This window comes from Sphingomonas abietis (genome assembly GCF_027625475.1).
GTDB lineage: Bacteria > Pseudomonadota > Alphaproteobacteria > Sphingomonadales > Sphingomonadaceae > Solisphingomonas > Solisphingomonas abietis.
In genome coordinates this window covers 1,219,553-1,237,353 of the sequence record NZ_CP115174.1, presented here as the reverse complement: position 1 = coordinate 1,237,353, position 17,801 = coordinate 1,219,553, and the positions used below count along the sequence as shown (strand labels likewise).

General features: G+C 69.3%; 16 protein-coding genes. 12 read left to right on the top strand and 4 right to left on the bottom strand.

Annotated features, from left to right (window positions below; all coding sequences use genetic code 11):
- Positions 1 to 150 carry a hypothetical protein gene (locus tag PBT88_RS06025; RefSeq protein ID WP_270078308.1) on the bottom strand — a complete coding sequence of 50 codons (150 nt, stop codon included), beginning with the start codon at positions 148 to 150 and terminating at the stop codon, positions 1 to 3.
- A 448-nt stretch (positions 151 to 598) separates the two neighbouring features.
- Here PBT88_RS06025 and proS point away from each other — a divergent pair, with 448 nt between their 5' ends.
- From proS to PBT88_RS06010, 3 genes are read left to right on the top strand one after another with little or no spacing between them, the layout of a single operon-like run.
- Entirely contained in the window at positions 599 to 1,936 is a 1,338-nt protein-coding gene (proS, locus tag PBT88_RS06020) for a proline--tRNA ligase (RefSeq protein WP_270078307.1), read from the top strand.
- Positions 1,933 to 3,180 (top strand): lipoprotein-releasing ABC transporter permease subunit, encoded by a 1,248-nt coding sequence (locus PBT88_RS06015; RefSeq protein WP_270078306.1) that lies wholly within the window; start codon positions 1,933 to 1,935, stop codon positions 3,178 to 3,180. Before proS ends, PBT88_RS06015 begins: the two co-directional genes overlap by 4 nt.
- Positions 3,173 to 3,847 carry an ABC transporter ATP-binding protein gene (locus PBT88_RS06010; RefSeq protein WP_270078305.1) on the top strand — a complete coding sequence of 225 codons (675 nt, stop codon included), beginning with the start codon at positions 3,173 to 3,175 and terminating at the stop codon, positions 3,845 to 3,847. The genes PBT88_RS06015 and PBT88_RS06010 overlap by 8 nt, the downstream gene beginning before the upstream one ends.
- On the opposite strand, the gene PBT88_RS06005 is transcribed toward PBT88_RS06010, so the two are convergent.
- Complete coding sequence (locus tag PBT88_RS06005) at positions 3,844 to 4,563, bottom strand: L,D-transpeptidase family protein (protein WP_270078304.1); 720 nt, start codon at positions 4,561 to 4,563, stop codon at positions 3,844 to 3,846. The genes PBT88_RS06010 and PBT88_RS06005 overlap by 4 nt on opposite strands.
- Before the next feature lie 196 nt (positions 4,564 to 4,759).
- Positions 4,760 to 5,500 (bottom strand): triose-phosphate isomerase, encoded by a 741-nt coding sequence (gene tpiA, locus PBT88_RS06000; protein WP_270078303.1) that lies wholly within the window; start codon positions 5,498 to 5,500, stop codon positions 4,760 to 4,762.
- Positions 5,501 to 5,683: 183 nt separating this feature from the next.
- Here tpiA and PBT88_RS05995 point away from each other — a divergent pair, with 183 nt between their 5' ends.
- The 9 genes from PBT88_RS05995 to lexA all read left to right on the top strand — a co-directional run bounded on the left by PBT88_RS05995 (position 5,684) and on the right by lexA (position 15,478).
- On the top strand, positions 5,684 to 7,636 hold the full coding sequence (locus tag PBT88_RS05995) for a peptidylprolyl isomerase (protein ID WP_270078302.1): 1,953 nt from the start codon (positions 5,684 to 5,686) through the stop codon (positions 7,634 to 7,636).
- A 10-nt stretch (positions 7,637 to 7,646) separates the two neighbouring features.
- On the top strand, positions 7,647 to 9,149 hold the full coding sequence (gene trpE / locus PBT88_RS05990; protein WP_270078301.1) for an anthranilate synthase component I: 1,503 nt from the start codon (positions 7,647 to 7,649) through the stop codon (positions 9,147 to 9,149).
- Positions 9,150 to 9,217: 68 nt separating this feature from the next.
- The gene (locus PBT88_RS05985) at positions 9,218 to 10,618 is read left to right on the top strand and encodes a methyl-accepting chemotaxis protein (RefSeq protein WP_270078300.1); all 1,401 of its coding nucleotides are present in this window, start codon (positions 9,218 to 9,220) and stop codon (positions 10,616 to 10,618) included.
- A gap of 64 nt (positions 10,619 to 10,682) precedes the next feature.
- Complete coding sequence (locus PBT88_RS05980; RefSeq protein WP_270078299.1) at positions 10,683 to 11,282, top strand: anthranilate synthase component II; 600 nt, start codon at positions 10,683 to 10,685, stop codon at positions 11,280 to 11,282.
- Positions 11,283 to 11,292: 10 nt separating this feature from the next.
- Positions 11,293 to 12,288, top strand: a complete 996-nt coding sequence (trpD, locus tag PBT88_RS05975) for an anthranilate phosphoribosyltransferase (RefSeq protein ID WP_270078298.1) — start codon at positions 11,293 to 11,295, stop codon at positions 12,286 to 12,288.
- A complete protein-coding gene (trpC, locus tag PBT88_RS05970; RefSeq protein WP_270078297.1) occupies positions 12,288 to 13,079 on the top strand; it encodes an indole-3-glycerol phosphate synthase TrpC in 792 nt (263 codons plus the stop codon). Before trpD ends, trpC begins: the two co-directional genes overlap by 1 nt.
- Positions 13,076 to 13,546 carry a cyclic pyranopterin monophosphate synthase MoaC gene (gene moaC / locus PBT88_RS05965; protein WP_270078296.1) on the top strand — a complete coding sequence of 157 codons (471 nt, stop codon included), beginning with the start codon at positions 13,076 to 13,078 and terminating at the stop codon, positions 13,544 to 13,546. The genes trpC and moaC overlap by 4 nt, the downstream gene beginning before the upstream one ends.
- The gene (locus PBT88_RS05960) at positions 13,543 to 14,730 is read left to right on the top strand and encodes a molybdopterin molybdotransferase MoeA (protein ID WP_270078295.1); all 1,188 of its coding nucleotides are present in this window, start codon (positions 13,543 to 13,545) and stop codon (positions 14,728 to 14,730) included. Before moaC ends, PBT88_RS05960 begins: the two co-directional genes overlap by 4 nt.
- A 70-nt stretch (positions 14,731 to 14,800) precedes the next feature.
- Positions 14,801 to 15,478 (top strand): transcriptional repressor LexA, encoded by a 678-nt coding sequence (lexA, locus tag PBT88_RS05955; protein ID WP_270078294.1) that lies wholly within the window; start codon positions 14,801 to 14,803, stop codon positions 15,476 to 15,478.
- Between the two features lie 42 nt (positions 15,479 to 15,520).
- Here lexA and PBT88_RS05950 read toward each other — a convergent pair whose 3' ends face one another.
- Positions 15,521 to 17,782, bottom strand: a complete 2,262-nt coding sequence (locus PBT88_RS05950; protein ID WP_270078293.1) for a ComEC/Rec2 family competence protein — start codon at positions 17,780 to 17,782, stop codon at positions 15,521 to 15,523.
- Positions 17,783 to 17,801 lie beyond the last annotated feature (19 nt).

Here is a 17,801-nt window from a genome sequence, read left to right as displayed (position 1 = left end):
TTAGATCGGCTCGGTCGCCGGCAGCGGCTCGCTCGGCGCGACGTCCGGCACGCCGGGGTCGATCGGCGATGGCACCGGCGGATCGACGGGTTCGGGCACAGGCACGTCAATGGGTAGCGTCGGATCGGTTTCGGGCGGCTGGGTCGCCATGGCAGCTCTCCTGTTGGGAAAGGGTCCAACGCCTTGGAGCGGCCGGGGGTCCGATGCACATCCCGTCTGCGCCATATGTCATGACGGACATATTGGAATCGAAACGCCCGGACCGTTTCCGATCCGGGCGTCCCGCGTGACGAATGCTCGTCAGCCCCCTTTTTTGGCTCCGGCCCGCTCGCGGTTCCATTCCCCCCTCAGAAAAGGGACCCGCGGGGCCTTTGCCCTCCCCGAACCACGGCCGTTTGGTTGCCTGCGTTTCGTGGAGCCTGTTTACGTTGGTAAAGATGGACTTGTCATCCGACTTGGATAGCGGCGCCAACGAATGGACATGTCGTGTGACGATTCCGCAACATAGCCGTAAGGTTGCCTCACGCCGCCCCACCGCATAGAGCCTTTGCGTCTCTGCCCTCATCCCGTGGGCCGTACCCTATTCTGACGAGCGATCATGCGCCTTTCCCGCCATTTCCTGCCGGTTCTCAAGGAATCGCCCGCCGATGCCCAGATCATCAGCCACAAGCTGATGCTCCGTGCCGGCCTGATCCGGCAGACCGCCGCCGGCATCTACGCCTGGCTGCCGCTCGGCAACCGCGTGCTCCAGAAGATCGCCCAGATCGTCCGCGAGGAACAGGATCGCGCCGGCGCGATCGAAATGCTGATGCCGACGGTGCAATCCGCCGAGCTCTGGCGCGAATCGGGGCGCTACGATGCCTATGGGCCGGAGATGCTGCGGATCACCGATCGCCACGATCGCGAGATGCTTTACGGGCCGACCAACGAGGAGATGATCACCACCATCTTCCGCGATTCGGCGCGCAGCTATCGCGACCTGCCGCGCACGCTCTATCACATCCAGTGGAAGTTCCGGGACGAGGTGCGCCCCCGCTTCGGCATCATGCGCGGCCGCGAATTCCTGATGAAGGACGCCTATTCGTTCGACATCGACGAGGCCGGCGCGCGCCACAGCTACAACCGGATGTTTGTCGCCTATCTGAACACCTTCGCGCGGATGGGGCTGCGCGCCATCCCGATGCAGGCCGACACCGGCCCGATCGGCGGCGATCTCAGCCACGAGTTCATCGTGCTGGCCCCCACCGGCGAGAGCGAGGTCTTCTACCACGCCAATTGGGAGAAGCCGGCCGCATTGTCGACCGTCGACTTCGAGGATGTCGTGGGGCTCCAGAGCATCGTCGCAGGCTATACCGCCGACTATGCCGCGACCGACGAGAAGCGCGACATGGTCTCCGAAGCGGCAGCGGGCGACCAGCTCCGCCAGTCGCGCGGCGTCGAGGTCGGCCACATCTTCTACTTCGGCGAGAAATATTCGAAGCCGATGAACCTGCGCGTGCAGGGGCCGGACGGAGCCGAGGTGATCCCGCACATGGGCAGCTACGGCATCGGCGTCTCCCGCCTGATGGGCGCGATCATCGAGGCGAGCCACGACGACAACGGCATCGTCTGGCCGGACGCGGTGGCGCCCTACCAGGTCGGCATCATTAACATGCGCGTGGACGACGAAGCCTGCGCCAAGGCGGCCGACGATCTCTACGCCAAGCTGCAGGCGGCCGGCGTCGAAGTGATCTACGACGATCGCGACGAGCGCGGCGGCGCCAAGTTCGCGACGATGGACCTGATCGGCATCCCCTGGCAGATCGTCATCGGCCCCAAGGGCATCGCCAAGGGCGTGGTCGAGGTGAAGCGCCGCGCGACCGGCGAGAAGGTCGAGATGTCGGTGGAAGACGCGCTGGCGAAGGTTGCAACGCCCAAGGGTACGGCCGCGGCATGATCCTCGGCCGCACCGAGCGGATGATCGCCCGGCGCTATCTGCTGCCGGGCCGTGGCGAGACGTTCATCTTCATGGTCGCCTCGATCAGCCTCGGCGCGGTCGCGCTCGGCGTCGCCGCGCTGATCGTGGTGATGAGCGTGATGAACGGTTTCCGCGCCGAGCTGTTCGGCAAGATCGTCGGTCTCAACGGCCATGCCATCATCCAGGGCTATCAGGGCCGCAACATCAACGACTGGCAGACGCTGGCGGCCGAGGCCAAGGCCACGCCGGGCGTCGTCTCCGCCATCCCGCTGATCGAGCAGCCGCTCGCCGCGCTGTCGCAGGGACGGGTCGAGCCGATCCTGGTGCGCGGGATGCGCGTCGGCGATCTGCGCCAGACCATTCGGCACGACGTGAAAGATGGCGATCTCGCCGAGGTGACGCCGGGTTCGGGCAATGTCGCGATCGGCACCGGCCTCGCGCAGGCGCTCGGCGTCGGCGTGGGCGACACGATCACCGTGCTCAACCCGTCCGGCCAGTCGACCCCGTTCGGCACCGCGCCGCGCGAGTTGAGCTATCGCGTCGCCGCGACGTTCGAGGTCGGGGTCTATGATTTCGACAAGGCCTATGTGGTGCTACCGATGGAAGATGCGCAGGAACTGCTGCTGATGGGCAATACCGTCGGCATGGTCGAGCTGCGCGTTACCGATCCCGACAAAGTGACCCAGATCCTCGCCCCGCTCGCCCCCAAGGTGGTCCGCGACGGGCAACTGGTCGACTGGCGGCAAATGAATGCCTCGCTGTTCCAGGCGCTGGAGGTCGAGCGGATCACGATGTTCGTGGTGCTCGGCATCGTCATCCTGATCGCCGCCTTCAACATCCTCTCGTCGCTCATCATGCTGGTCCGCGCCAAGACCCGCGACATCGCGATCCTGCGGACGATGGGCGCCAGCCGCGGCGCGATGCTGCGCATCTTCATGACGGTGGGAATGACGATCGGCGTCCTCGGCATCCTGCTCGGCATCGTGCTCGGCACGGTGTTCCTGTACTTCCGGCAGGACGTGGTGGACGTGATCCAGGCGATCACCGGCGCGCAGCTGTGGGATCCCTCCGTCCGCGTGCTGACCGAACTGCCCTCCAAGCCCGATCTGGTCGACAATACGGTGATCATCGCGATGACGCTGGTGCTGACCTTCCTTGCCACGCTCTACCCCGCCTACAAGGCGTCGAGCACCGATCCCGTACAGGTGCTGCGCTATGAGTGAAGCCGTTCTCCACGTCACCGATCTGCGCCGCAGCTATCGGCAGGGCGGCATCGACATCCATGTGCTGCGCGGCGTGAACCTCTCGGTCGCGCGTGGCGAGATCGTCGCGCTGCTCGGCCCGTCGGGATCGGGCAAATCGACCATGCTCCAGGCGATCGGCCTGCTGGAAGGCGGTTTCGAGGGGTCGATCCGCATCGCCGGCGAGGAAGCCGCCAAGCTCGACAATGACGGCCGCACCCGCGTCCGGCGGGACAGCCTGGGCTTCGTCTACCAGTTCCACCATCTGCTGCCGGATTTCACCGCGGAGGAGAATGTGGTGCTGCCCCAGATCGTCCATGGCGCCACCCGCGCCGACGCCGACATCCGCGCGAAATCGCTGCTCACCCAGCTCGGCCTGTCGCACCGGCTCGATCACCGCCCGTCCAAGCTGTCGGGTGGTGAACAGCAGCGCGTCGCCGTCGCCCGCGCGCTGGCCAACCGGCCGGCGCTGGTGCTGGCCGACGAGCCCACCGGCAATCTCGACGAGGCGACCGCCGATATCGTGTTCGTGGAGTTTCTCCGGCTGGTCCGCGAGGAAGGCTCGTCGGCGGTCGTCGCTACCCACAATGAGCGGCTCGCGGCCCGGATGGACCGGGTGGTCAGGCTGCAAGAGGGCGTGCTGGGCTAAAGCATCGTCGCCGTGACATAGGCGATGGTGCGATCGGTGCTCATCATCGCCACATGGCGGCCGGCGCCGGGCATCGCATGGCCGGAATCGATGGCCGGATTGGCGGCGGGATTGGCGGCGACCATCTGGAGATCGGGCTGCTCCAGCTCCGGCGGGGCCAGCGCCGCGCCGCGTGTCACCACCACGATGCCGCCCACGTCGGTCGCGCGGAACAGTATCTGGGCGAAACCATAAGGCAACCGGATGCAGCCGTGCGAAGCCGGGCGACCCGGATTATAGCCGGCGTGCAGCGCCACCCCGCCCCAGGTCAGCCGCTGCATGAACGGCATCGGCGCGTTGGAATAGATGTTCGATCGGTGGAAGCGCGCTTTCTCGAGGATCGGGAACACGCCGGTCGGCGTGCCATGCCCGCTCCTGCCGGTCGAGACGGCGGCGATGCCGATCAGCGCATGGCCCTGGAACACGAAGGCGCGCTGGTTGGTGAGATCGACCACCACGCGGAACGGCGCGGCATCGTCCGCATAGGGTGCCCAGCGGAACTGGCCGGGCCGCAGCGCCATCGCGTCGACGGGCGTGAAGCGCGATCGTCGCGCCGATTCGGGGAGCGGCCGGTCGATCCAATAGCCTTGCTGACGCAGCGCCACCGGTACGCCTGTCCCCGCACATAAACCGATTCCGACCAGCGCAAGCAGCAACGGACGCTTGCGCGTGACCATCGGCGATATCCCCCAATCCGCAGCACCGCCCAAGCCACCCCGAAACCCCAGGCCGTGCCCGCCGGAGCCCCCTTAACCATGATCGTTAACAGTGCCACGCAGGTCGCCTGAACGCCAGCGATTCCGGGGCCGGCGCTGCCCCGGATTGGGACGGGAGCAGGCGGGCGGCCACGGAAATATCAGGACGGGCGGAACGTCAGGCCGCCGCCGCCGCGATGATCGGCACGAAGGTCGCGGCCTTCAGGCTGGCGCCACCGACCAGCCCGCCATCGACATCGGGGATCGCGAGCAGATCGGCGGCATTGTCTCCGGTCATCGATCCGCCATAGAGGATTCGCACCGTCGCCGCCCGTTCCGCGCCGAGCAACTCGATCAGCACGCCCCGGATCACCCGATGCATCGCGCCGACATCGGCCAGCGACGGGATCAAGCCCGTGCCGATCGCCCAGACCGGCTCATAGGCCACGATCAGCCGGTCCCCGCCGGCCACCGGCAGCGATCCGCGCATCTGTCCGGTGACGACGATCTGGGCTTCGCCCGCATCACGCTGCGCCTCGGTCTCGCCGATGCAGACGATCACGGTGAGGCCGGCCGCGATCGCGCCCTCGGCCTTGGCCTTCACCGCCGCATCGCTCTCATGCTGGGCAGCGCGGCGCTCGCTGTGGCCGACGATGACGATCTGCGCACCGGCTTCCACCAGCATTCCGGCGGAAACGCAGCCGGTATGCGCACCCTTGTCGACCGCATGGCAATCCTGCGCCCCGATCGGCAACGCCGGAACCCGCGCGGTGGCCCGCTCGATCAACGTGAAAGGCGGGCAGATCGCGACATCCACGCCTTCCGCCTGCGCGGCCGCCGCGGCGATCCCGTCCAGTTCGGCGAGGCTTTCGCGGCTGCCGTTCATCTTCCAGTTTCCCGCGATCAGACGCCGTCGCATATCTTTTCCCTGAAAATGTCCTGCTCAGGACAAAAGCCGATAGCGAGGCATCAACCCCCGCGCCAGCACTCGGTTGCCGGGATAGCGTTCGGACACCGTCGATCCTTCCACGCAAGTCCCTCGCTTGAAGGCGGCGCCCCGCCGTTCTAGGGAGCGTTTCGCTCTTCGTTTCCGGGAAACCCCATGCTCTCCACCTTCCGCAACAATCCCAAGCTCGTCGTCGGGATCTTCGGCCTCGTCGGAATCGCCTTCGTGGCGACCGGGGTGATCTCGGGAGAAATGCCGGGCATGGGCGGTTCCAGCGGGCCGACGGCCGGATCGATCGCGAAGGTCGGCGACACGTCGGTCTCGTCGAATGAACTGGAACAGCGCATCCGCTCGCAATTCCAGCAGGCCCAGCAGCAGCAGCCGAGCCTCACCATGGCCGGCTTCTTCGCCGGCGGTGCCTTCACCTCGCTCGTCGAACAGACCATCGGCGCTTCGGCGCTGGAGCAATATGCCCGCCAGATCGGTCTGGTCGCCAGCGACAAGCAGGTCGGCGGATCGATCGCCGCCATCCCTTCCTTCCGCGGCCCGGACGGCAAGTTCAGCCAGCAGGCCTATGACGCCGCCATCGCCCAGCAGCGGCTGAGCGACAAGGATGTCCGCGCCGACTTCGCCGGCGATATCCTGCGTCAGATGGTCTATCTGCCCGTCACCGGCGCGATGACGCTGCCGGACGGCCTGGTGAAGCCCTATGCCGCGCTGCTGATGGAGACCCGTGCCGGCGAGATCGGCTTCGTGCCCGTCACCGCGACCGCCGGCGGCACGGCGCCGACCCCGGCCGATCTGCAGAATTTCTACCAGAGCCACATCGCCGCCTACACCACGCCCGAGCGCCGGTCGCTGCGCTATGCCGTGATCGGCCGCGATCAGGTGGCCGCCAAGGCGGTGCCCACCGACGCCGAGATCAAGCAGGTCTACGACGCCAATCCCGACAAATATGCGGCGCGTGAAACCCGCGATCTCAGCCAGATCGTGCTGCCGGACGAAGCGAAGGCCAAGGCTTTCAAGGCCGCCGTCGCCGGTGGCAAGAGCTTTGCGGACGCCGCGCAGGCCGCGGGCTTCGGCGCCGCCGACATTGCGGTCGGCGTGAAGACCCAGGCGCAATATGCGGCGCAGGCTTCCGCCCCGCTCGCGGCCGCTGCCTTCGCGCTGCCGCAGGGCGGCGTCAGCGATCCGGTGAAATCGGAATTCGGCTGGACGCTGGTGAAGGTCAATGTGGTCAACCATGTCGCCGCCACCCCGTTCGAGGCCGCGCGCGTGCAGATCGCCGCGGATCTGGTCAAATCCAAGCAGGACAAGGCGCTCGCCGATCTGATCGCCAAGGTGCAGGATGGCGTCGACAACGGCCAGGGCTTCGCCGACGTCACCAAGGCCAATGGCCTCGCCATCACCGAGACCCCGGCGATCACCGCCGGCGGCATCGCACCCGATCAGCCTGGCTTCAAGCCCAGCGCCGACGTGCAGCCGCTGCTCGCCGCCGGCTTCAAGGGCACCCCGGACGATGCGCCGTCGGTCGAGACGATCACCGCCAACGAGCGATATGCGCTGCTCGCGATCGGCCACGTCATTGCCGCCGCCCCGATCCCCTTCGCGCAGGTGAAGGATCGCGTCAGCGCCGATTTCATCGCGTCGCGTGCCAGCGATCGCGCCAAGGCGATCGCCACCGCGATCCAGGCGAAGGTGAAGGGCGGCACCAGCATGGCCGACGCCTTCAAGGCCGCGCCGGTGAAGCTGCCCGACATCAAGCCGGCCGAAGGCCGCCGCATGGATCTCGCCCGTCTCCAGGGCAATGTCCCGCCGCCGCTCGCCGCGCTGTTCCGTGCCACCGTCGGCGGCACCGAGCTGGTCGCGGCGCCCGGTGGCCAGGGCTGGTATGTCGTCCATGTCGGCAAGGTGACGCCGGCCGACGACAAGGCCCTCGCGCCCGCCGTCCAGGCATCGCGTAGCGACCTGCAGAGCGCGGCCAACAACGAATATCTCGAGCAGCTGGCCGGGGCGGCCAAGATCGCCGTCGGCACCCGCCGCGACGATGCCGCCATCGCCGCGCTGCAGGCGCGCATGCTCGGCGCGACGCCCGCCGCCGGCCAGTGAAGCAAGCGGCATGAGCGGTTTTGAGGCGGATGCCCAAGCGGCAGCGGCGCTCGCCGCCGGACGGCCCGCGCTGGTCTGGCGGCGCCAGATCGCCGACACCGAGACCCCGGTGTCGGCAGCGCTCAAGCTGATCGAGCCGGGGCGCGGCGATTATCTGCTCGAATCGGTCGAGGGGGGGCGCACCCGCGGCCGTCACTCGATGATCGGGCTGGCGCCGGATCTGGTGTTCCGCGGCGATGGCCGCGATGCCGCGATCAACGCCCAATGGCTGGCCGATCGCGACGCCTTCGCGCCGTGCGCGGAGGACAGCCTGTCGGCGCTCCGCATGCTCGTCGCGCGCTGCCGCATGGAGGTGCCGGACGGGCTGCCCAAGGCACTCGCCTGCCTCGTCGGCTATTTCGCCTATGAGACGGTCGGCTTGGTCGAAGATCTCCCTCGCCCCGCCCCCAATCCGCTGGCGCTGCCGGACATGCTGTTCGTGCGGCCGACGCTGATCCTGCTGTTCGATCGCCTGACCGACGAACTCTTCTGGGTCGCCCCGGTGTGGCCCGAGACCGGCGTGACGGTGGCGCAGGCGGTCGAGCGGATCGAGAGCGCCCAGGCCCGGCTGGCGGCGTCGGTGCCGCCCGCCTCACGCCTGGCGTCCGGCCCGACCGAAGCCGGCCTCACTCCCACGCTGCCGGCCGGCCGCTATGGCGAGATGGTCGCGGCGGCGAAGGAATATATTGCGGCAGGCGACATCTTTCAGGTGGTGCTGGCGCAGCGCTTCACCCGCCCCTTCCCGCTGCCGCCGTTCGATCTCTATCGGGCGCTCCGCCGCATCAACCCGTCGCCTTTCCTCTATTTCCTCGATCTGCCGGGCTTCGCGCTGATCGGCTCCTCGCCCGAGATCCTCGTCCGCGCCCGCGATGGCGAAGTGACCATCCGCCCGATCGCCGGCACCCGCCCGCGTGGGAAAACCGACGCCGAGGACGCGGCACGGCGAGAGGAACTGCTCGCCGATCCCAAGGAGCGCGCCGAACATCTGATGCTGCTCGATCTCGGCCGCAACGATGTCGGCCGGGTCGCGACCGCGGGCAGCGTGAAGGTGACGGAGAGCTATACCGTCGAGCTGTACAGCCACGTCATGCACATCGTCTCGAACGTCACCGGCCAGCTCGATCCGGCCAAGGATGCGATCGATGCGCTGCTCGGCGGCTTCCCGGCCGGCACCGTGTCGGGCGCGCCCAAGGTCCGCGCCTGCGAGATCATCGCCGAGCTGGAGCCCGAGACGCGCGGCGCCTATGCCGGCGGCGTCGGCTATTTCTCGCCGGACGGGTCGATGGACAGCTGCATCGTGTTGCGCACCGCCGTGGTGAAGGATGGGGTGATGCACGTCCAGGCCGGCGCCGGCATCGTCGCGGACAGCGATCCGGCCTCCGAGCAGCGCGAGTGCGAGGCCAAGGCCGGGGCACTGTTCGCCGCCGCCCGCGAAGCCGAGGCGCGCGCGTCCGAGGCCGGCTTCGGGCAGTAAACCCGCCGCCGCGCCGAAACGGCACTGCGTTAACCATCCCTTATCCGAAACATAGCAAAGCTGGTGCCATGCTGATGGATCATGGCCCGATGAATCTCGCCGATACGGTACGCAAGGCGGCCAAGCTGTCCGGCGACCTCGGCATTCGCACCCTCGATCTGCAGGCCAACATCGCGGCGCTGGCCGAGCGCGTGACCGAACAGGTCGCCACCGTCGAGCGGATCGGCAGCGATACCGATCAGCTGGAGCGCGATCAGCAGGCCGTGAGCCTCGCCGCGCGCGAAGCCAAGGAGAAGGCCTCCGCCGCGCATGAGGTGATCGACGATTCGACCCGCAAGCTCTCCGCCGCCAACACCGACGTGGTCGACCTGATCGATCAGGTCAGCCAGATCCATGCCGGCCTCGGCAGCTTCAACGCCGCGCTGGCCTCGGTCGCACAAGTGACGGAGGCGATCAGCCGGATCACCGGGCAGGTCAATCTGCTCGCGCTCAACGCCACGATCGAGGCGGCGCGCGCCGGCGACGCCGGCCGCGGCTTCGCCGTCGTCGCGCAGGAAGTGAAGAAGCTCGCGCTCGAAACCGCCGTCGCCACCAAGAAGATCGATCAGGCGGTCAAGGGCCTGACCGGCGAGGCCGGCACCATGCTCTCCCGCATCGAAAGCGGCGTCGACAAGGCCCGCGCGGCACATAACGGCACCCGCCAGATCGAGGCGATGACCGGCGATCTGCGCGAATTGATGATGGGGCTTTCGGACGATAGCGATGCGGTGGCGCGATCGATGGAATCGATCGTCGGATCGGTGTCCGGCGTCCGCCACGGCATCGGCGCGCTCGGCGCCACCTCCAGCGACAATGCCGCCGATCTCACCCAGCTCAGCCTGCTGCTCAGCAGCGTATCGGACGATACCAACGCGCTGCTCCAATATATCGCCGAGAGCGACGTCGACATCCCCGATTCGTCCTACATCCGCTTCGCCCGCGACATGGCCGACGACATCGCCGCGAAGATCGAGAATGCGATCGATGAAGGCCGGATCACGCTCGCCGAGGTGATGTCCGAACAGTATCGGCCGATCATGGGCAGCTATCCGCCCAAATATGATCACCCGATCGTGCCGTTCATGGTCGCCGCTGCACGCCCGCACCAGGAAGCCGCCCGCATCCTCACCGGTTTCTTCGGGCTCACCGTATCGGATCGCAATGCGTTCGGCGCCGTCGCCATGCCCGAACGCTCGCAACCCGAGCGCGCCGACAAGGCATGGAACGAGGAATATAGCCGCCACCAGCAGATCTTCGAGTTCGCCGACACGCGCGCGCAGTGCCGCACCACGCAGCCCTTCTTGATCAAGGCCTATCGCCGATCGCTGGCATCGGGTGGCGTGATATTGCTCAAGCAGGTGATCGCCTCGATCCACATCGGCGGCCGCCATTGGGGCATCCTGCAGCTCGCCTATCAGGATCAGGGCTGAGCGCGCGTCCGGGAAAGCCGCGCCAGCCCTTGCGATAATCCCGCCCTGCGCTAAGTCGCAGGCCATGATCCTCGTCATCGACAATTATGACAGCTTCACCTGGAACCTGGTGCATTATCTCCAGGAACTGGGTGCCCCCGTGGAGGTCGTGCGGAACGACGCGATCGGCGCGGGCCAGGCGCTGTCGAGCGGGGCGGATGCGTTCCTGATCTCGCCCGGCCCCTGCACCCCCAACGAGGCCGGGGTCAGCCTCGATCTGGTCAAGGCCTGCGCGCAGGCCGGCCGGCCGCTGCTCGGCGTCTGCCTCGGCCACCAGTCGATCGGCCAGAGCTTCGGCGGCACCGTGTCTCGCGCGCGGCAGTTGATGCACGGCAAGACCAGCCTGATCAGCCATGACGGCACCGGCATCTTCGCCGGCCTGCCCTCGCCCTTCACCGGCACCCGCTATCATTCGCTGATCGTCGAGGAAGGCGATCTGCCGGCCGAGCTGATCGTCAATGCGCGCAGCGAGGACGGCACGATCATGGGCTTCCGCCACGCCAGCCTGCCGCTCCATGGCGTCCAGTTCCATCCCGAGAGCATCGCCACCGAGCATGGCCATGCGATGCTCGCCAACTTCATGCGGCTGGCCGGCATTGCCGTGACCGAACGCCAGGCGGCATGAGAGGGCCGGCATGACCACCATCGCCCTCCTGCCCGATCCGGCGACCCCGCTGGCGTTCGAGACCGCCGAACAGGCCTTCGCCGACATTCTCGACGGCCGCGTGCCCGAAGACGCGATCGCCGCCTTCCTCACCGGCCTCACCCTGCGCGACGAAACCGCGATCGAGATCGCCGCCGCCGCCCGTGCCCTGCGCGAGCGCATGATCGAGGTGCGGGCACCCGCCGGCGCGATCGACGTCTGCGGCACCGGCGGCGATGGCGCGCACAGCCTCAACATCTCCACCGCCGTCTCGATCGTGGTCGCGGCCTGCGGCGTGCCGGTCGCCAAGCATGGCAATCGCGCCGCCTCGTCCAAGGCCGGCGCCGCCGATACGCTGGAGGCGCTCGGCCTCGATCTCGATCGCGCGGCGGCGACCGCCGAGGAGACGCTGGACGCACTCGGCCTCTGCTTCCTGTTCGCGCAGACCCATCATCCCGCCCTCGGCCGGCTCGCGCCGGTGCGCCGCGCGATCGGCCGGCGGACGATCTTCAACATCGTCGGCCCGCTGTGCAATCCGGCGCGCGTCACCCGCCAGCTGATGGGGGTCGCGCGCACCGACTATCTCGGCACCGTCGCCGGTGCGATGACCCTGCTCGGCACCGAGAGCGCGATGATCGTGGCCGGCGACGAAGGGCTGGACGAACTCTCGATCGCCGGCGGCAGCCGCATCATCCGGCTGGGCGCCTGCGGTGATCGCGAGGAGCATGTCGCACCCGGCGACGTCGGCATCACGCCGCATCCGCTGACCGCGATCCGGGGCGGCGACGCTGCCTATAACGCGGCGGCGCTCACCCGCCTGCTGCGCGGCGAGGCCGGCGCCTATCGCGACGCGGTGCTACTCAACGCGGCGGCCGCGCTGATCGTCGCCGGCCGTACCGACGACTGGCAGGACGGCGCCGACATCGCCGCCGAAGCGATCGACGATGGCTCGGCCGAACAGCTGCTCCAGCGCTGGATCGCCTTCTGATGGCCACCGTTCTCGACAGGATCATCGCCGCCACCCGCGAGGAGGTTGCCCGCCGCCAGGCCGCGACCCCGCTTTCGGCGATCGACGCGACGGCGCGTCTCCAGCCGCCGCCCCGCGGCTTCGCGGCAGCGCTCACCCGCAAGGCCGCCGATGGCCACGCTCTGATCGCCGAGATCAAGAAGGCGAGCCCGTCCAAGGGGCTGATCCGGGAGGATTTCGATCCCCCGGCCCATGCCCGCGCCTATGAGGCGGGCGGCGCCGCCTGCCTCTCGGTGCTGACCGACAAGCCCTTCTTCCAGGGCGACGAAGCCTATCTCGTCGCCGCCCGCGAGGCCTGCTCGCTGCCCGCGATCCGCAAGGACTTCATGGTCGATCCCTGGCAGGTCGCCGAGGCGCGCGCGATCGGGGCGGACGCGATCCTGATCATCGTCGCCGCGCTGGATGACGGCGCGATGGCGGAGATCGAGGCCGCCGCCATCGATCATGCCATGGACGTGCTGGTCGAGGTCCATGACGACGCCGAGCTGGACCGCGCGCTGCGCCTCCACTCGCGCCTGATCGGCGTCAACAACCGCGATCTGCGCGATTTCACCGTCGATCTCGGCCGCACCGAGGCGCTGGCCCAGCGGATGCCCGAGGGCACCGAGATCGTCGCCGAGAGCGGGCTCTCCACCAAAGCCGATCTCGATCGACTGGCGCAAGCCGGCATCCACCGCTTCCTCGTCGGCGAGACGCTGATGCGCCAGGCGGACGTGGCGGAGGCGACGCGCCGGCTGCTGATCGGCGCATGACCGGCCTGACCCATCTCGACGCCGATGGCGCCGCCCGCATGGTCGACGTCTCGGCCAAGTCGGTCACCGCCCGCGAAGCCACCGCCGGCGGCCATATCGCGATGTCCTCGGCAGCCGCCCGGGCGATCCGGGACGGCGCGGTGAAGAAGGGCGACGTCCTCGCCGTGGCGCGCGTCGCCGGGATTATGGCCGCCAAGCGCACCGCCGACCTGATCCCGCTCTGCCATCCGCTGCCGATCTCCGGGGTGACGCTCGATCTCGTCGTCGAGGACGAGGGCGTCACCGCCACCGCCACCGTCCGCACCACCCATACCACCGGCGTCGAGATGGAGGCGATGACCGCCGTCTCGGTCGCGCTGCTGACCGTCTACGACATGGCCAAGGCGCTCGATCGCCGCATGACGATCGGCGCCGTCCGGCTGCTCGCCAAGTCCGGCGGCCGATCCGGCGACTGGCGCGCGGCATGAGCCTGCTGCCCGTCGCCGAAGCGCAGGCACGGCTGCTGGCGCTGGCCTCGCCGCTGGATATCGAGACGGTGCCGCTGGTCGCCGCCGTCGGGCGCTGGGCGGCGGAGGATATCCTCGCCCGCCGCGATCAGCCGAGCCACGATCTCTCCGCGATGGACGGCTATGCCATCCGCTTTGCCGAACGCCCCGGCCCATGGACGGTCATCGGCGAGAGCGCGGCCGGTGCCGGCCTCGATCGCGCGCTGGCGCCGGGCGAGGCGGCCCGCATCTTCACCGGCGCGCCGGTGCCCGAGGGCGCCGATTGCGTGCTGGTGCAGGAAGAGGCCCAGCGCGATGGCGATCGGCTGCTGATGACCGGCGAAGGGCCGACTCGGATCGGCGGCAACATCCGGCCCAAGGCGATGGACTTCGCTTCGGGCGCATCGCTGGTCGCCGCCGGCCGGCGCATCGATGCCCGCCACGTCGCGCTCGCCGCGATCGGCGGCCATGCTACCGTCCCCGTCCACAAGCGCCCGCGTATCGCGCTGATCTCGACCGGCGACGAACTCGTCCCGCTCGGCGCGCCGACGCCGGGCGCGACCCTGCCCGCCTCCAACGCCGCGATGCTCGCCGCGATGCTCGCCGGCCGCCCCGCAATCGTACAGGATCGCGGCGTGCTGCCCGACGATCTCGACATCATCGCCGCCGGCTTCCGCGATGCCGCGCGCGACGCCGACATCATCGTCACCACCGGCGGCGTCTCGGTCGGCGATCGCGATTGGGTGCGGCCGGCGCTGGAACAGGCCGGGGCCTCGCTCGATTTCTGGCGGGTGGCGATGCGGCCGGGCAAGCCGTTGTTGGCAGGCCGGCTCGGCGACGCGATCGTGCTCGGCCTGCCCGGCAACCCGGTGTCGAGCTACGTCACCGCGACGCTCTTCCTGTTGCCGCTGATCGCCCGCATGGGAGGCGCCGCCGATCCGTTGCCGGCCACGCGCACGGTCACGCTCGGCGCGCCGCTGCCCGCCAACGGCCCGCGGCAGGATTATGCCCGCGCCCGGCTGGAGAATGGCCGGGCCTTTGCGCCCGACGGACAGGATTCGGCCGCGTTGATGGCGCTCGCCGCGGCCGACGGGTTGATCGTTCGTCCCCCGCATGTTCCGGCCGCCGAAGCCGGAGACTCGGCGGAAATGCTGATTCCGGGATGATTCGAGCCCGTTGACATGTTGGATTTGGTTGCCTACACGTTCGCCATCCGTTCCACGCGGGGATATGGCGATGCTGACGCGCAAGCAACATGAACTGCTCCTCTTCATTCACGAGCGACTGGCCGAGACGGGCGTTTCGCCGTCGTTCGAGGAGATGAAGGATGCGCTCGATCTCAAATCGAAATCCGGCGTCCACCGGCTGATCCGCGCGCTGGAGGAACGCAGCTTCATCCGTCGCCTGCCCAACCGGGCGCGCGCGCTCGAGGTGATGCGGATGCCCGAGAAGGTGATCCCGCTGAAGCAGGCGACCACCGCAACGCCCGCGCCGCCGCCGCCTGCTCCCAAGATTCCGGCAGCCGCGAACGACAGCGTGATCGAGCTGCCGCTCCACGGCCGCATCGCCGCCGGCATGCCGATCGAGGCGATGGAGGGCCATGCCAGCCTGTCCGTTCCCGCCGCCCTGCTCGGCCCCGGCGAGCATTATGCGCTGGAAGTCTCCGGTGATTCGATGATCGAGGCCGGCATCCTCGATGGCGACTATGCGCTGATCCGCCGCACCGAGACCGCGCGCGATGGCGAGATCGTGGTCGCGCTGGTCGACGAGGCCGAGGCGACGCTCAAATATTTCCGCCGCGAAGGCCAGATGATCCGGCTCGATCCGGCCAACCATGCCTATTCGCCGCAGCGCTACCAATCCGGGCAGGTCCGCGTGCAGGGCAAGCTGGCGGGGCTGCTGCGCCGCTATTGATGCGCGGCGGTGCGACGGCACCTGCCCTCTCAGGGGCTGGTGTCAGTCGCGCCAACGGTTTCGCGAATGGTGTCGCGCCTCGTCTGCTTGGGAAAAACGGCGATAGGATCCGTGGATCGCTCCTGCCGGACGGGCGGCGGCGTGGAGCGCCCATGGGTGCTGCCCCTGCATGGCCGCCACGGTGACGACCGCCGGCCGGACCAGCGAGATCGCCAGCCCGCCCGTCCCGGCCAGCAGCGCCGCATCGGCCTTGAGCCAGCGGGGGCGGCACCAGCCGGGCAGGCGCCGGTCGCTGGCGACGATATCGGCGGCGGCGCAGGCCTGCTCCATCGCCGGACGGTCGATCCTGTAGGGGCTGCGCGTGGCCAGCAGGTGCCAGATGCGATCGCCCCGCACCAATGTCGCCGCACAACTGTCCGGCCCGCAGCGGGCGCCCGGCAGATCGTCGAGCGCGATCGCCTCGTCGCCCTCGCGCCCCGATAGTTCGGACAGCGTATCGCGCATATAATCGCCGGTGCGCTGACGCAGCAGCGCCACCTGCCCGTCCGGCGCCCGCACCGCGAGGTGGCGGCCATCGCCGGTGACGAAGATATCGGCCGGATGCGCGGCCAGCGTCATCACCAGCCCGATCGCGACCGGCAGCAGGCCGAACAGACGGGCGCGCGTTCGCCACAGCGCCAGCCACAGCCCCCCGGCCATGATCGAGGCGAAGGCCAGCCGCGACATGGTCGGCACGAAGGTCACCGCGCCGGGCAGAGATCCGACATGATGGGCGATCGCCAGCAGCAGGGCGAGCGCCCGGCCCGTCACCCACCAGAAGGCCGCGCCCAGCCCGACGCTATCGAACAGCAGCGCCAGCGCCTCGGCCGGCATGATGACGAAGGTGGTGAGCGGGATCGCGACGATGTTGGCGGCCGCGCCATAGAGGCCGGCGCGGTGGAAATGGAAGATCGCGATCGGCGCCAGCGCCGCCTCCACCACCAGCCCGGTCAGCAGCAAGGCCGCGACCTCGCGCAGCAGGCGCCGGACATGGCCCTCCTCGCGCTTCTCGAACATCCGCCGCGTCCAGGGCAGTTCGTGCAGCGCCACGATCGAGAGGATCGCGGCGAAGCTGAGCTGGAAGCTCGGCCCCGCCACCGACTCGGGCCAGAACAGCACACAGACCAGCGCGCCGGTCGCGACCAGCCGCAGCGTCATCGCCTCGCGACCGAGCGCGATCCCCGCCAGCACCACCAACGCCGCGACCAGCGACCGGACGGTGGGCACCTCGGCCCCGGTGAGCAAGGTATAGGCGATGCCGACCACGCCCCCGCACCCCGCCGCGATCAGCAGCAGCGGCGCGCGCAGGGCCAATCGCGGCCACAAGGCCAGCAGGCGCAGCGCCAGCACCATCGTCGCGCCCACCGCCGCCGTCAGGTGCAGGCCGCTCACCGACAGCAGGTGGGCGAGCCCGGAATTGCGGAAGGCGTTGTTGTCGTCCTGGGTCACCGCGCCCATGTCGCCGGTCGCCAGTGCCGCCGCGACGCCGCCTTCGCCCGGAGGCAGTTCCGACAGGATGTGGGCGGTCAGCGCGATCCGCGCGTCGGCCAGCCATAGCGAGGGGCCGCCGGCGGGGGCCGGCGCGATCAGCCTGACCGGCGCCAGCGCCTTGCCGGTGGCGCCGATGCCCGCGAACCAGGCGACGGCGGCATAATCATAGGCGCCGGGCACCGCGGCCGATGGCGGTGGCACCAGCCGCGCCCGCGCCGCGAGCGTGGCCCCCGGCGCCAGCCCCGCCACCGCATCCTCCAACGGCACGGTGAGACGGATGCGGCCCGGCAAGGCGATCGCGCCGCCGCGCGGATCGGGCGCCACCATCAGGGGATGCAGCGTCAACCGCACGGACGCGCGCGCCGGCAGCGGCTCGACCCGATCGATCCGCGCGGTGAAGGCCGCCACCACGGCATGGGGCAGCGCCGCGCCGTCTGCCCGCGCCGCCTTCCACCAGATCAGCCCGCAGCCGATCGCCGCCGCCAGCGCGAACAGCGCGACCGCCCGACCGATCCGTCCGCCCCGCCCGAACACCAGCCCCGGCAACGCCAGCGCCGCCGCCAGCAGCAGGAAGCCCTGCCACGCCGCCGGGGCGGGCAGCCAGAACCAGGCGGCGACACCGGCCACGCCACCCACCGGCAACCAGAGCGGCAACTGGGTCCGTTCCGCCTCCAGCCATTTCTCGAGTCGCGCCGAAAACCGCGCCGCGAGTCGCGCAGGAGCCCCCGCGACTCGCGGTGAACCGGGCGCGCCCGCGCCGGTTTGCCGCGTCATGAACGCCATGCTAGGGCCG